This window comes from Bilifractor porci (assembly GCF_009696005.1).
Taxonomy (GTDB): domain Bacteria; phylum Bacillota; class Clostridia; order Lachnospirales; family Lachnospiraceae; genus Bilifractor; species Bilifractor porci.
Map to the genome: position 1 here is coordinate 38,235 of NZ_VUMV01000003.1, position 15,439 is coordinate 53,673.

The 15,439-nt window shown below is 53.4% G+C and carries 12 protein-coding genes; 2 read left to right on the top strand and 10 right to left on the bottom strand.

Going from position 1 to position 15,439, the window contains the following annotated elements; translation table 11 throughout:
• Positions 1-78: 78 nt before the first annotated feature.
• The 3 genes from nifJ to FYJ60_RS05285 all read right to left on the bottom strand — a co-directional run bounded on the left by nifJ (position 79) and on the right by FYJ60_RS05285 (position 5,761).
• Positions 79-3,624: a pyruvate:ferredoxin (flavodoxin) oxidoreductase gene (gene nifJ, locus FYJ60_RS05275; protein WP_154457627.1), complete on the bottom strand. Its 3,546-nt coding sequence runs from the start codon at positions 3,622-3,624 to the stop codon at positions 79-81.
• Between the two features lie 161 nt (positions 3,625-3,785).
• Positions 3,786-4,715, bottom strand: coding sequence for a DMT family transporter (locus tag FYJ60_RS05280; protein ID WP_272818875.1), 930 nt, complete (start codon positions 4,713-4,715; stop codon positions 3,786-3,788).
• Positions 4,712-5,761 (bottom strand): lactonase family protein, encoded by a 1,050-nt coding sequence (locus tag FYJ60_RS05285; protein WP_154457628.1) that lies wholly within the window; start codon positions 5,759-5,761, stop codon positions 4,712-4,714. The genes FYJ60_RS05280 and FYJ60_RS05285 overlap by 4 nt, the downstream gene beginning before the upstream one ends.
• A 167-nt stretch (positions 5,762-5,928) precedes the next feature.
• On the opposite strand from FYJ60_RS05285, the gene FYJ60_RS05290 reads away from it, so the two are divergent.
• On the top strand, positions 5,929-6,930 hold the full coding sequence (locus FYJ60_RS05290) for an RluA family pseudouridine synthase (RefSeq protein WP_154457629.1): 1,002 nt from the start codon (positions 5,929-5,931) through the stop codon (positions 6,928-6,930).
• Positions 6,931-6,953: 23 nt separating this feature from the next.
• Here the strand turns inward: FYJ60_RS05290 and FYJ60_RS05295 are convergent, their stop codons facing one another.
• The 6 genes from FYJ60_RS05295 to FYJ60_RS05320 all read right to left on the bottom strand — a co-directional run bounded on the left by FYJ60_RS05295 (position 6,954) and on the right by FYJ60_RS05320 (position 13,505).
• Complete coding sequence (locus FYJ60_RS05295) at positions 6,954-7,442, bottom strand: S-ribosylhomocysteine lyase (RefSeq protein ID WP_154457630.1); 489 nt, start codon at positions 7,440-7,442, stop codon at positions 6,954-6,956.
• A gap of 27 nt (positions 7,443-7,469) precedes the next feature.
• On the bottom strand, positions 7,470-8,498 hold the full coding sequence (gene galE, locus FYJ60_RS05300; protein WP_154457631.1) for a UDP-glucose 4-epimerase GalE: 1,029 nt from the start codon (positions 8,496-8,498) through the stop codon (positions 7,470-7,472).
• A gap of 397 nt (positions 8,499-8,895) precedes the next feature.
• Positions 8,896-9,810 (bottom strand): DNA-3-methyladenine glycosylase family protein, encoded by a 915-nt coding sequence (locus FYJ60_RS05305; RefSeq protein WP_235903339.1) that lies wholly within the window; start codon positions 9,808-9,810, stop codon positions 8,896-8,898.
• A gap of 23 nt (positions 9,811-9,833) precedes the next feature.
• Positions 9,834-10,760 carry an NAD(+) diphosphatase gene (nudC, locus tag FYJ60_RS05310; RefSeq protein WP_154457632.1) on the bottom strand — a complete coding sequence of 309 codons (927 nt, stop codon included), beginning with the start codon at positions 10,758-10,760 and terminating at the stop codon, positions 9,834-9,836.
• 201 nt (positions 10,761-10,961) lie between these two features.
• The gene (gene aspS, locus FYJ60_RS05315) at positions 10,962-12,716 is read right to left on the bottom strand and encodes an aspartate--tRNA ligase (protein ID WP_154457856.1); all 1,755 of its coding nucleotides are present in this window, start codon (positions 12,714-12,716) and stop codon (positions 10,962-10,964) included.
• Between the two features lie 111 nt (positions 12,717-12,827).
• A complete protein-coding gene (locus FYJ60_RS05320) occupies positions 12,828-13,505 on the bottom strand; it encodes a rhomboid family intramembrane serine protease (protein WP_154457633.1) in 678 nt (225 codons plus the stop codon).
• Between the two features lie 166 nt (positions 13,506-13,671).
• On the opposite strand from FYJ60_RS05320, the gene FYJ60_RS05325 reads away from it, so the two are divergent.
• Entirely contained in the window at positions 13,672-14,844 is a 1,173-nt protein-coding gene (locus FYJ60_RS05325) for a 1-propanol dehydrogenase PduQ (protein ID WP_154457634.1), read from the top strand.
• A 40-nt stretch (positions 14,845-14,884) separates the two neighbouring features.
• Here the strand turns inward: FYJ60_RS05325 and FYJ60_RS05330 are convergent, their stop codons facing one another.
• On the bottom strand, positions 14,885-15,268 hold the full coding sequence (locus FYJ60_RS05330) for a cupin domain-containing protein (protein ID WP_154457635.1): 384 nt from the start codon (positions 15,266-15,268) through the stop codon (positions 14,885-14,887).
• Between the last annotated feature and the right edge of the window lie 171 nt (positions 15,269-15,439).

Sequence of the window (15,439 nt, forward strand, 5' to 3'; positions counted from 1 at the left end):
TTTCAGCGGAAAAGGCGGGGCACCGCCATGCGATGCCCCGCCCGGAATAACCTTATTCTGTTATTCTCTCCTGTCTGATCAGTCCTGATCTGCTCCGTAAAGAGTAACCAGCTTGTTCAGATAGGTGTATCTGTCTTTTGCTTCCTGCTCGGACTTATTCTGCAGTCTCTCTGCCTTCTCCGGATTTGCCCTCTTCAGGGAGTTGTAACGTACCTCTCCGTCAAGGAATTCCTTGTAGGAATCTGTCGGAGCCTTGGAGTCCAGAGTGAACGCAGCCTTGCCCTCGGCCTTTGCCGCCGGGTTGTAGCGGAACAGATGCCAGTATCCGGCTTTCACCGCCAGCTCTTCCTCTGTGATGGACTTGCCCATGCCCTTCTTGATTCCATGATTGATACACGGAGCGTAAGCAATGATCAGAGAAGGTCCGTTATAGGCCTCTGCCTCTGCGATGGCCTTTACCGCCTGATTGTAATCGGCGCCGATAGCGATCTGCGCGACATACACATAGCCGTAGCTCATGGCGATAGAAGCAAGATCCTTCTTTCTGGTCTCCTTGCCGCCTGCAGCGAACTGGGCAACCGCGCCGGTCGGGGTAGCCTTGGAGGACTGTCCGCCGGTATTGGAGTAAACCTCGGTATCTACAACCAGGATGTTAATATCTTTTCCGGAGGCGATGACATGATCCAGTCCGCCGAATCCGATATCATATCCCCAGCCGTCTCCGCCGAAGCACCACTGGGATTTCTTGGACATAAAGTCTTTGTTCTCCAGAATGTACTTCGCCGCGTCGGACTCATTTCCGGTAAGCAGGGCAACCAGCTTGTCGGTCGCCACGCGGTTGGTGATTCCGTTGGAGAATGTATCAATCCATTCCTGGCACGCATCCTTCAGCTCGCCATCTGCGGAAGCCTTGACCTCTTCCACTCTGCGCATCAGTGCAGATCTGTGCGCGTTCTGCGCCAGAAGCATTCCGTAACCGAACTCTGCGCCATCCTCGAACAGAGAGTTGGACCATGCCGGCCCTCTTCCGTTGGCATCGACCGTGTAAGGTGTGGACGGAGAAGAGTTGCCCCAGATGGAAGAACATCCGGTTGCGTTTCCGACGTACATTCTGTCACCGCAGAGCTGAGTGATCAGTTTTACGTAAGGTGTCTCGCCGCAGCCCGCGCACGCGCCGGAGAACTCCAGCAGCGGTTTCTTGAACTGGCTTCCCTTTACTGTGGTGATTTTGAATTTCTCCACAACGTCATGCTTCTCCGGAAGCTTGACGGCGTAATCAAATCCGGCCTGCTCTCCAAGTGCTTCCTCCAGAGGAGTCATGGTAAGGGCTTTCGCTCCCTTCTTGCCCGGACATACGTTTGCGCAGGAACCGCATCCTGTACAGTCAAGGGCGGATACCTGGATGCCGAATTTATACTGCTTCATTCCTGTCATATCCAGGCTCTTGAATCCTGCCGGGGCAGCCTCCACCTCTGCGGGTGTCATGGCAAACGGACGGATCGCGGCGTGCGGGCATACGAAGGAGCAGCGCGCGCACTGGATACAGTTATCCGGATTCCAGACCGGAACATTTACGGCAATTCCACGTTTCTCATAGGCGGATGTGCCGGACGGAGTAGAGCCGTCCACATAGGGAAGCACATCGGAAACCTTCAGGCTGTAGCCTTCCTGCGCGCTTACCTTGGACTGGATGTTGTTGACGAAATCAACCGCGTCCTGACGTCCCTCGGAGGCATGGGTGAAATCAAGTCCCTCGTCGGCAGCATTCTTCCAGCTCTCCGGTACCTTGACCTCTACAACCTGCTTTGCGCCCTCGTCGATAGCCGCCCAGTTTTTCTTTACAATCTCATCGCCCTTGCGGCCGTAGGTAGCCTTTGCGGCAGCCTTCATCAGCTCGATGGCCTTCTCTTCCGGAATGATCTTCGCCAGCTTGAAGAACGCGGACTGAAGGATGGTATTGATACGGGTCGGACCCATGCCGACTTCGATACCGATCTTCACACCATTGATGATGTAAAACTTAATGTTGTGGTTAGCGATATAAGCCTTTACCTGGCCGGGCAGATGCTCTTCCAGCTCTTCCTGTGTCCAGGGGCAGTTCAGCAGGAACGTACCGCCGTCAACCAGCTCCTGTACCATGTTGTACTTGCGGATATAGGACGGATTATGGCATGCCACAAAGTTTGCGCGATGAATCAGGTAGGTAGATTTAATCGGCTTCTTTCCGAAGCGAAGGTGAGACATGGTAACACCGCCGGACTTCTTGGAATCATAATCGAAATAAGCCTGTGCGTACATATCTGTATTATCGCCGATAATCTTAATGGAGTTCTTGTTTGCTCCGACCGTACCGTCCGCGCCAAGTCCCCAGAACTTGCAGTTGATGGTTCCTTCCGGCGTGGTAACAAGGTCCGGGCCTGTCGGCAGAGACAGGTTTGTCACATCATCAATGATACCGATGGTGAAGTGAGCCTTCTCGGTATTGTCATAGACAGCAACGATCTGGTTCGGGGTGGTATCCCTGGAGCCAAGGCCGTAGCGTCCGCCGAAGATCTTAACATCCTTGAATTTGCTGTCCTTCAGGGCTTCTACAACATCCAGGTACAGCGGTTCGCCGTGAGCGCCCGGCTCTTTTGTCCTGTCAAGGACGGAAATCTGCTTTACTGTGTCCGGAATAGCTTCGATCAGATGCTTCGGAGAGAACGGTCTGTACAGACGTACCTTTACAACGCCGACCTTGCGTCCCTGCGCGTTCAGGTAGTCGATGGTCTCCTCGATGGTATCGTTGACAGAGCCCATTGCGATGATGACATGCTCTGCGTCCGGAGCCCCGTAATAGTTGAACAGCTTATAGTCTGTGCCGATCTTCGCGTTAATCTTGTCCATATAGCCCTGGACAATATCCGGAAGAGCGTCATAGAATTTATTGCAGGCCTCGCGTGTGGTGAAGAAGATATCCGGGTTCTGCGCGGAGCCTTCCTCCTTCGGATGTTCGGGATTCAGCGCGTTTGCGCGGAACGCCTTCAGGGCATCCATATCCAGCATGTCGCGGAGGTCTTCATAATCCCAGGTCTCGATCTTCTGAAGCTCATGGGAGGTACGGAATCCGTCGAAGAAGTTAATAAACGGAACCCTGCCTGTCAGCGCAGCCGCGTGAGCGACCGGGGTCAGGTCCATCACTTCCTGAACAGAGGACTCGCACAGCATAGCGGCGCCGGTCTGGCGGCACGCGTATACGTCAGAGTGATCGCCAAAGATGTTCAGCGCGTGGGTGGCAACGCAGCGGGCAGAAACATCGAATACCGCGGGCAGCTGCTCACCGGCAATTTTGTAAATGTTCGGGATCATCAGAAGAAGACCCTGGGAAGCCGTGTAGGTAGTGGTCAGGGCGCCGGCTGCAAGAGAGCCGTGTACAGCGCCTGCGGCACCAGCCTCAGACTGCATTTCCGTAATCTGAACCTCCTCGCCGAACAGGTTCTTTCTGCCCTGGGTGGCCCACTCGTCTGTGTGCTCCGCCATAGGGGATGATGGTGTGATCGGGTAGATCGCTGCCACTTCGGTAAACGCATAGGAAGCATGAGCTGCCGCTGTGTTACCGTCCATGGTTTTCATTTTTCTAGCCATCGTAACTTATTCCTCCTTATATAGCTATAAAAATTGGTGCCTTTTTTGCATACAGATTCAGTATATCACTTTTTTATTTTTATGTCACGGAGGGGGCAGATGTACTGTAAAAAAAACACGTAAAAAATACGCCGGACAGGTATCCTGACCGACGAATTTTCTCAGTTTTTTTCAGGGAGCGGCTCCCTGTGATTCGTCACATGCCAGCGCAGCACGGCGGCCCCGATAATAACGGCATAACCCAGGAAACTGACGGCATCCGGATACTCCCCAAGGAAAAGCGCCCCGAGCAGGGCCGCAAAAATAACCTGGGAATAATCAAATACCGAAATTTCCTTCGCCGGCGCGTAGGTGTAGGCCTTTGTGACGCAGAGCTGGCCGCCCATGGCGGAAAAGCCCGTCGCCAGAAGGCAGAGAAACTGCCGGACTGTCATGGGCTGGAACTGCGCGACCGCAAAGGGAAGGGTGAACAGCGTGGACGCAGCGGAGAAAAAGAACACAATAACCGGTCCCCGCTCCCCGCGCACGCCGAGCAGGCGTACAAAGGTATAGGCCAGACCTGCTCCGAGTCCGCCGCACAGCCCGATAAATGCCGGACCCGCCGCCATGGAAAAGCCGGGTCTTATCACGATTAAAGCGCCGGTAAATGCCAGCGCGACACAGGCCCAGTCAAATTTTCTGGCTTTTTCCTTCAGGATAAAGATAGAAAACAAAATCGCGAAAAACGGCGACATTTTATTCAGCATGTTGGCATCCGATATAAGCAGGTGATCCACGGCGTAAAAATTGCAGATTAAACCGACCGTTCCCCCGGCTGCCCGCAGAATCAGAAAGGGCAGGCTTCCCTTTTTGATTTTCAGTTTTTCCTCTGTCCGGAGAAGAATAATCAGAGAGACGACAGAGGCCACCAGATTGCGGAACAGCGCCTTTTCCATCGTGGGCAGGCTGCCTGCTTCCTTCAGGAAAAAGGTCATAAGGGCGAAAAAGAATGCCTCCAGCAGCACATAGAGAATGCCCCTGTTTTTATTTTTCAGGGGCGCCGCGGCCGCCGCATTCCTTTCCGCCTCCGGATTTTTCAGATGACTGCTCAAAGCTTTGTAATCAGGATGCAGTTCGGCGTATCCACCTTGTTCGGTTTGCCCTTCTGCACCAGGATATTCTTCTCGTAATCAATGGTAAATGTCGTGATGGTATTGGACTGGTTGTTGCAGCACGCAATATGCTTTCCGTCCGGGAACAGGGCGATATGCTTCGGATATTCACCGCTGATGGGCAGCGCGAATTTCTTATCCAGCAAACCGGTCTCCTTGTCAATCCGGTACATGGCCACCGTGTTGTCCCCCGCCGTGGACGTAAACAGATAATTTCCGTCAAGAGAAACGCACATGCCGGAAGCCGCATCATGGATCTGGTCTACGTTATCGGATGTCGTGCTGATCGTCTGGATTTTTTCAAACTCCGGGGTCTTTCCGCTGTCCGTATAGCGGAATACATCGACCACATTGGAAAGCTCATAGAGAAGATACGCAAAACGTCCGTCGCGGCTGAACCGCAGAAGTCTCGGCCCGGATTCTCTGGGACAGCGGAGAATATCCACCATCTTCAGCTTGTCCCGGTTGGTGATCTGATAAAATTTCACCTGGTCGATCCCGTTATCCACCGCGCAGAGATATTTCTGATCCGGCGTCATCATCACACAGCTTACATGGGGACGGAAATTCCGTTCCGCCACACTGCCGATTCCCTGATGGAACACCCCGTCCATGACAGAACCCAGACGGCCGTCCTGATGGGTATGGACCAGCGTCACCTTCCCGTCGTGATACCCCGCGACAAACAGGTATTTTCCGCTCTTATCCACAGAGACATAGCAGCCTCTCATGCCGTCTATGTCAATCTGGTTGATCATGGTCAGATCCCCGGTCTCACGGTCTATGGAAAATACCGCAACCCCTTCATCCGCGATGGAATACAAAAACTTCCCGTTTACAGACCGACAGAGGTAGGAAGAATTATTTACGGGAATGATCTTTTTCTCTTTCAGTGTTCCCTCTTCCACATTCACATCATACAAGTGAATTCCCACACTGCTGCCATGGGTGTAGGTACCGACATAGGCTACATATTTGTCGCTCATCGGGCAATCCTCCCTTTTTTCTGCTATACTTGCCTTACTGCTGATTTCTGTGATCTTTCACAGCCTGCCTCCCCGCCCGTCCGGCGCAGCCCTGCCTGTGAAATGCTGGAGTCAGTATAGCACGAAACAAGGAGAAGTGACAATGATCAGAAAGGAATCGGAAAAGAATGGAACGCATCCTGACTTACCGGATACAGAAGAATGACAGCGGAAAATCTGTTCATGAATTTCTCCGGGGTCTCGGCTACTCCCGCCACATTCTTCTGTCCATGAAACCGGATCCCATGGCGGTCATGAAAAACGGTAAACCGGTAAGGATGTCCGGCGCGCTGCAGGAAGGAGACGTCCTCCGGATAACGGTCCGTGATGAATCCTCCTCGGAGAATATCGTTCCGGCCCCCGTACCCTTTGACATCGTGTTTGAGGACAGTGACCTTCTGGTTGTCAGCAAGCCCTCCGGCGTGGCGATCCACCCGGCCGTCAGCCATCCTGCCAATACGCTCGCGAACGGAATCGCCCTTTATTTTAAGGAGCAGGGAATCCCCTATGTTTTCCGCTGCATTAACCGCCTGGACCGGGACACCACCGGCCTGCTGATCGTAGCCAAAAACAAGGTAAGCGCCTCCATCCTCGAACGGGATCTCAGGCAGAGGGAGATCCACCGCACCTACCTGGCTGTCGTAGAGGGGATCCTTCCCGAAAGCGGAACCGTTCACGCTCCTGTCGGAAGGAAAAGCAGTTCCCTGATTGAGCGGTGCATCGACTGGGAGAACGGAGACGCCGCAGTCACACATTTCCGCAGACTGTGCGCTTTCCCCCTCTGTACCCCTGTAAATAATGAAGCAGAGACGTCCTCCGGAGCCTTATCCGGGCAGCTGTCTTCCGCGGTTTCCCCGTCTGCCCCTGTGCTTTCCCTGGCGGAGCTGCATCTGGAGACCGGGCGGACCCACCAGATCCGGGTACACATGGCGCACATCGGCCACCCCCTCCTGGGAGATACCCTGTATAACCCGGAGGGCCTGCCGGGCATCAGCCGGCAGGCCCTCCATTCATGGAAACTGGATTTTATTCATCCGGTGACAAAAGAACCGATGCATTTTGAATCCCCGCTTCCCGCAGACATGAGTGCTGTGGTAAATGTACCATGGCAGACGGGTTTGAACGGATAAACCAGGAACCGTTCCGTCCTCGTTTAATCCGGATAGACCAGCCGCTCGTCACTGTCCTCTGCAATCACAGACAGGTCTCTCTCCAGATACCGCCCGGCCAGCCAGGACGCCATGGAAAGATTCTGATCCAGGTAATTACCGCAGTCCCTGGCCGCCGCACCGGGAATCTCCCCCTTGTAATCACGGATAAAAGCAAAGGTGCGTTTCACCAGCTCCAGGATATCTCTGGATTCATAATCGCCGGAGAGAATCAGGTAAAATCCCGTACGGCAGCCCATCGGCCCGAAATAAATAACCCTGTCCGCGTATTCCGGATCATTCCGCAGGAAGGTGGCGCCGAGATGCTCAATCGTGTGGCATTCCGCCGTATTCATCACAGGCTCCCGGTTCGGGGCAGTCAGCCGCAGATCAAAGGTCGTCACGATTTCATCTCCCACATGATCCTTCCGGGAAACATAAATGCCCGGCATCAGCTTCAGATGGTTTACTGTAAAACTGGCTATTTTTTCCATATTTCCCTCCGTTTTCCCCTCGGCCGCTTACTCTTTTTCTTCGGTGCTGTAGCCGTCCGGATTCATCGTCTGCCATCTCCAGGAATCTGCGCACATATCATCCAGGTCATACTGCGCCTTCCACCCAAGCTCTTTTTCCGCCTTGTCGCAGTTGGAATAGCAGGTGGCAATGTCGCCGTCTCTTCTGGGCCGGATCACATATTTCAGCTTGTGCCCGCAGGCCTTTTCAAACGCATGGATGACGTCCAGAACCGAATATCCCTTGCCGGTTCCCAGATTACAGATAAATACGCCGTCGTTTTTCGCCAGCCTTTCCACCGCCTTGACATGCCCCTTGGCCAGATCCACAACATGGATATAGTCGCGCACCCCGGTTCCGTCCGGCGTATCGTAGTCATCTCCGAACACATTGACTTCCGGAAGCTTTCCGATCGCCACCTGTGCCACGTAGGGAAGCAGGTTGTTCGGAATCCCCTTCGGATCCTCGCCGATCAGCCCGCTTTTGTGGGCTCCGATCGGATTAAAATACCGAAGCAGGATGACATTCCACGCAGGATCTGCCGTGTGAATATCCGTCAGGATCTGCTCCTGCATCCATTTGGTCCATCCGTAAGGATTGGTGCAGGTCCCCTTCGGGCACTCCTCCGTGATCGGGATCTGCGCCGGATCCCCGTAAACCGTGGCCGAGGAGCTGAAGATAATATTTTTGCAGCCGTGATTTCTCATCACATCCACCAGATTCAGAAGTCCCCCGATGTTGGTGTGATAGTACTCGACCGGCTTATGCACCGATTCTCCTACCGCCTTCAGGCCCGCAAAATGAATGACCGCGTCTATCTTGTTTTCCTCGAAAATTTTCTCCACCGCGGGCTTATCCAGCATATCCGCCTTGTAGAACTTCAGGGATCTGCCGGTGATTTTCTGAATTCTGTCAATCGCCTTAGGACTGGAATTGTAAAGATTATCGAACACAACGACATCATATCCGGCATCCAGAAGCTCTACACAGGTATGACTTCCGATATATCCCGCACCGCCTGTCACTAAAATAGTCATTTTATCCTCCTCCCTGCCGCTCACAAGTATTCGCATTCCCGTGCCGCCGGTTGCGTCACTCCATGCTCATACTTGTTGTTGTTTCCGGAGCTCAAGCTTCCCGGTCTGCATGCAGCCCGTCAGCTTTTGCTCCGAAACTGGACTCTCTCGTTATACATGTATAGTTAATGTATAAGTCCCCGCGTCACTTCGCTGCTGTGCAGCTCTCGTGCCGCTCACAAGTATTCGCATTCCCGTGCCGCCGGTTGCGTCACTCCATGCTCATACTTGTTGTCGTTTCCGGACCTCAAGCTTCCCGGTCTGCATGCAGCCCGTCAGCTTTTGCTCCGAAACTGGACTTATACATTTATATTATCATAGCACGCGGCTTGTTTTCCTGCATCCGGAAATTAAGTCGTCATTTTCCGTTTTCTCTCTTCGACACCCGGTTCCGGCCTTTGCCGTCCGGCCTCCCGCTCCGGTAATAGTAGAACATATACTGCTGGATCACCCCCGCATAGGGAGAATACAGGCCCCGGTCAAAGCCCTCCGGATACTGATCCTCCAGCACCCGGCTGATCCAGACATCTACCGGGAAGAAATCCAGGCGGTGGAACCCAAACAGAGCCGTGCAGCTTGCGACCTTTACGCCAACCCCTTTAAACCCCATCAGACGGTTCAGAAGATTCTCATCCGACAGTTTCTGCAGGCTCTCCTGCGGGCTCTTCTGTCCGTCGGCGCCGGCCATCTCTGTCCACTGCCGCACCGTCTCCCGGATGTAGGGCATCCGATAGCCCAGACTGCAGCTTGTTTCCCCTTTCTCCTTCCAGGAGCACGCTTCCTCTCCGCATTTCCGGCACCGGAGACGCAGCAGCTGTTCCGCGGATGGAAAGGAAAAGACATCCTCTCCGTCAAAAGTTCCCAGAAAATCGCCTGCCACGCGGCAGAGCTTTTCTACACAGGACTGGATAGCCGGTATGTTTTTTCTCTGCGAAAGAATAAAAGTGATCAGCGTCTCAAAGGGATCCTGCCGGAGAATCCGGATTCCCTTCCCGTAGTCCGCCGCCGCAGACAGAAAACAGTCGTCCTTGGGTATCCTTTCCCGGATCTGCCGGTAACACGTAGGAAAATCCAGATACCCGCTCCAGACCTTCCGGAATTCCTCCTCTGTACAGGATGCCTGCAGAATATTGTCTTTTTCCCGGAGATACAGCACTCTGCCGAACGCTGTAATCCGATAGTACCGGTCATCCAGACGCTTCCAGCGGAAACACTGTCCGCTGTCCGCTATTTTATTCAGATCCAGATCATCCGTCAGTTCCATTTCAAGCATATCCGTCTCGCTCCTGCCGTTCCTTATAGCTGCCCGGAAAGATAGCGCTTGTGTTCTCCCCTGCGGAAAACCTCCATCATTTCCGCTGTCAGCGAACAGTGCTCTTCATCCTCCGGAACCTGGTCCGGAGTGAACCATCCCGCCTCGGAAAGCTCATCCTCTTCCAGAGTTATGGTTTCGTTCGAGCCGTCCAGCTCGCAGAAGAAGCCCATCAGGAGTGTTCCCGTAAACGCCCAGGGCTGGCTCTTATAAAAGTGAAGATTCTTCACCGGCAGCCCGACTTCCTCCATCACCTCACGGTGAACCGTCTGTTCAATGGTTTCCCCGGTTTCCGCAAATCCGGCAATCAAGGCGTAATTTTTATAGCTCCGCCCCGCATATCTGCTCATCAGAAGTTTTCCGTCATGAACTACCGCGACAATCACGGCAGGACAGATCACCGGATAGCGGGTTCTCCCGCATTTCGGGCAGCGCATCATCCGTTCCTTTTCATCATGAACCATCGGTACACCACAGTGACCGCAGAAGCGGCTCTCCTCATACCACTGGGCAAGGCGGAATCCCACCATTCCCGCAAAGGCTCTATCCCCCGGCCGTCCCCCGCGGAAGATCCGGATATTCTTAAACCGGTATCCGTCCGGAGCCGGGAATCCCGCTCCAGAGCCGCTGCCCTCCTCTGCAACAAAATCCGGATCATTCTGTGTTTCTTCCGTGCTTTCCCCGGAAACCGGAACGCCCAGAAAAAAACGCTCCTTGTCAATTCGGAACAAATACTGGAATTTCATTTGATTTTCCGGAAAATCTGTCACCTTCGGATAGTAAATCATTCCCCTGCTGTCCTGCTTCAGAAGAACCGACTGTCCTCTGCAGACCAGCACCGTGTCTGTCTTACGCGGGTAATAGTGAAAATACTCAATATGAAATTGATGTGGCTCGATATCCTGAATCATCCACTCTGCCTCCGTACTTGCCTGTACCGCTCCTCACACCGGCGCGCGCAGAAAAATTTGCGGTTGCTTCCGTGACCGCACCCTGTGACGAATCTCCTACCTGCACACAGGGAAAACATCCCTCCTCCGCACGGCACCGCTGCCCCGATAAGCGAAAAGGATTATTGCATCAGCCATCCGCTGCAATAATCCTTTTCCCTGTTAATCCCTGACCTTAATATGTGCCTCTCGCAGCTGCATCTCCGTTATTTCCCCGGGTGCGCCGCACATCAGATCCTGCGCGTTTCCGTTCATTGGGAACGGAATGACCTCACGGATATTTTCTTCCCCGCGCAGCAGCATAATCATACGGTCGATACCCGGAGCCATGCCCGCGTGCGGCGGCGCCCCGAACTGAAACGCGTTGTACAGCGCGCCGAATTTTTTCTTCAGGTCTTCCTTTGTATAACCCGCGATCTCAAAGGCTTTTTCCATGATCTTAACATCGTGGTTCCGGACTGCGCCGGAAGAAAGCTCCACGCCGTTGCAGACAATGTCGTACTGATAAGCCAGAATATCCTCCGCATTCTGATGCTCCAGCGCATCCAGTCCGCCCTGGGGCATAGAAAACGGGTTGTGGGTGAAAATCATCTTTTTCTCTTCCGGATCATACTCGTACATCGGGAAGTCGTTAATGAAGCAGAACCGGAAGGCGTTTTTCTCCATCAGTCCCAGACGCTCTCCCAGCTCATTCCTGATCTGTCCCGCGAACAGGGCTGCCTGTTTTTCCTTGTCGCTGATAAAGAAAAGTGTGTCGCCTGCTTCCAGCCCTGCCAGGTCCATCAGTTCCTTCTTCATATCAGACGGAATAAATTTGTCGATCGGTCCCTTGTAGGACAGATCCTCCTGCACCTCGAGATAACCCAGGCCGGGCATGCCGATAGAATTCGCAAAGGCAAGCAGCTTCTCATGAAAGCCCTTGGACATCTCCGCGTGAACCTTGATCGCGCGGACGGTTTTCTTCAGGAACGGACGGAACGTACATCTCTGGAAAAACTCTGTCACATCAATGATTCGTAAGGGATTCCGAAGATCCGGCTTATCCGAACCGAACTCCAGCATCGCCTGCTTATAGCTGATGATCGGATAGGGCGCTTTGGTGACAGCCGCGCCCTCCGGCGCAAATTTTTCAAAGGTCTGGGTCAGCACCTCTTCGCCGACACGGAAAACATCCTCCTGTGTGGCAAAGCTCATCTCGAAATCCAGCTGATAAAATTCTCCCGGAGAACGGTCCGCACGGGCGTCCTCATCACGGAAACAGGGTGCAATCTGGAAATATTTATCAAACCCTGACACCATCAGCAGCTGCTTGTACTGCTGCGGTGCCTGCGGAAGCGCATAAAATTTTCCCTTGAATTTTCTTGACGGCACAATGTAATCCCTGGCTCCCTCCGGCGAAGAGGCGCAGAGAATCGGCGTCTGGATCTCCAGAAATCCCATATCCGTCATCTTCTGCCGCAGGAAGGAAATCACGCGGGAACGGAAAATCATGTTGTCCCGCACCTTCGGGTTTCTCAGGTCCAGATACCGGTATTTCAGCCGCACATCCTCCCTGGTTTCCTTCGACGTGATAATCTCAAAAGGCAGCTGCTGATAAACCTTCCCGAGAACCCGGATGCTGCTGGCATCCAGCTCGATGGTCCCGGTGGGAATCTTCGGATTATAGGTATCCTCGTCCCTGTGCTCAATCAGTCCCTCGACGCTGATGCAGTCTTCCTTCGTGAGACCTTCCAGAAGGGAGGTGTCCCGCAGAACAATCTGCATGACTCCGTACATATCTCTCAAATCCAGAAACGATACACCGCCGTGATCGCGGATGTTTTCAATCCACCCCGCAAGGCGGAGCGTCTTGCCGACATCCTCCTCGCTCACCTGATTCAGCACACGGTCTCTGTATTCCCTTGACAGCTGCTCCATGTCCAAATTTTCCTCCATACTCTGCTGTTCCATGATAATGATCACGCGGCATGCCCGGTAAAGCAATTTCCGGCTGCCGCTGTTTTATTATACTTCAGATCAATTTATTGATTATAACTGTCCATCTCGGCGGCTGTCAACCGTATTCCGGCGCAGATGCGCGGAATTCCGGACCAGCAGCGGAATCACACTGAGCAGTGCTCCTCCGACCAGCCCTCCCAGATGCGCGTTCACATCAATGCCTGCCGTCTGAAATCCTGCCCACAGGGAAAGAACGATATAGATCACCAGCCGGCGAAGCGTCAGATCCTCCAGTTTTCCGTGATGCATCAGAAGCGCCACCAGCATGCCTCCCATCAGGGCAAATACGGCCCCGGAAGCACCTGCGGACACGGAGTAATCCCCGCCGCGCAGTTCCATAGCCATAGAAAACAGGTTTCCGCAGAGACCGCCTCCCAGATAGACCAGAAGGAATCCGATTTTTCCCAGGTATCTCTCCATAAAATCACCGAGGAAAAAGAGGGCGAGCATGTTGCTGAAGAGGTGGCCGGGGCCAAAATGCAGAAACATGCTGGTGAACAGCCGGTAGTACTCTCCTTGCCGGATCAGCGGCGTGTAGGCCGCGCCGAGTTTTATCATATGCTGAACATCGTCACTTCCTCCGGTGGCCTCGGCGTAGAAAAATACCGCCACGTTTATCACAAGAATGACAAGCATCACCCAGCTCTTTTGTTTCCGGTGAAGAATCCGCTCCAACGCGTCCTCGCCGGAATCATATGGTCTTTCCATCTGTCCCTTCCCTCCTGTTCAGACAACAGGTGTTCATCCAATAAGCCGCAGAATTCCACAAAAATCCACAAAACCCTCTGTGGTCTTATTGTCACATTTTCTGCTTTGTGCTATGGTTAACCTGTCAATAGAAACAACAGCACCTGATTGTCACGGAGCACTTGTCATGGACCGTTTTCATATTCTTACAGACATCTATTTTGGAGATCACTCCCTGGACCGTCTGAGCAGGCTGGACTGCCAAAAGGCTTTTATTGTCACAGACCCTTTTATGGTTCAGTGCAATGCCATCAGCAATATCACCACACCCTTGCAGAAAGGGAATATTCCCTTTGAACTGTTTACGGATGTCGTGCCTGACCCGCCGGTCGCAAAGGTGGTAGAAGGTGTCAGCTCCTTTATCAGCTCCGGCTGTGATCTGATTATCGGTGTCGGCGGAGGTTCCGCCATGGATCTGTCCAAATCTATCCGGAAAATGGCAGAAAACATTGACAGGCAGAATCAGAAAGTCCACATCCGCCTGATCTGCATTCCCACCACCAGCGGAACCGGAAGTGAAGTAACCTCTTTTGCTGTCATCACCGACCCGGAAAAACAGGTAAAGATCCCTCTGAACTCCGAGGACATGGCTCCCGACGAGGCGATACTGGACGCGGTTCTGGTAAAAAGCGTTCCGGCAAATGTCACGGCGGATACCGGTATGGATGTACTCACACATGCCATAGAGGCATATGTAAGCACGAAACACAACGATTTTTCCGGGGCGCTTGCCGAAAAGGCAGTGGAAATCTGCGGACAGTATCTGTTTCGCTCCTTTGCGGACAATAATGATACCCATGCCCGCGCAAAAATGCACACAGCCGCCACCCTGGCCGGCCTTGCGTTTAATTCGGCCTCCCTCGGCCTGAACCATGGCATGGCGCACCAGCTAGGCGCGCATTTCCATATTCCCCACGGCCGCGCAAATGCCATGCTGCTTCCTCTTGTCACAGAGTACAACGCAGGAATCTCCGCATTCACCCGCAACAGCGACCTTCGGAATAACCTGGAAGCTCCCTCGCCCGTGGTCGAGCGATACTGCAATATCGCCAACATGCTTGGCCTGTCCAGCTTCAACGAGGTTATGACCGTGCACTCTCTGTGCAATTATCTGAAGTACATGGCCGAATCCATGGGAATTCCCCAGCATCTCTCGGAAATTCTGAAAATATCCAAAAAAGAATATGAAACGCATATAGAATCCATGACCGATGCCGCCCTGAAGGACGCCTGCACAGAAACTAATCCGCGCCGCCCCTCCAGAGCCGATGTGACAGAGCTGTACCGGAAATTATGGTGACACCGCAAAATGCCGGTGTCTGCCCCGGTGTCTTTCCGTCTCAGCCTTCATCATAATATTTCATCCGGTCACTGAGATAGCCCGGCTCGTTGTAGATCAATGCCATAAACTCCACATCACTGTCCGAATTGTTTTCCAGGCTGTGAAACTGTCCGACTTTAATCAGGCATACGTCTCCGGCATGGACCTTCGTAACGGAATGGTCATTGTCGATAAAATCCGCCTCGCCCTTCAGAATGTAATACGGCTCTGTGTCGTGCCTGTGCTGGTGCCAGCCTACCGTGGAGCCGGGAGGAAGAATGACTCTGGCATACATTCTCCCGTGTCCGAGCATCTCATCTTTTGTCACCACATGACAGACCTTCGCCGGTCCCTTCCCTCCGGCAAGCCCGTTTACCATTTCCACCTGTTCTTTTCTGACCATCTGCTTCCATCCTTTCTGTTCTGTCTGAAATAAACCGTCATCACGTGAGAGCTGCTGCAGCCCTTCGCCTGTCCAACGAAGGCGTCAGTGCAGCCATAGCCGGCGGACAAGAAGCCGCAGCGCCTCTTTACCCGTCCTGTCATCCGGCGGCCAGTTTTCCTGTGGCCATCC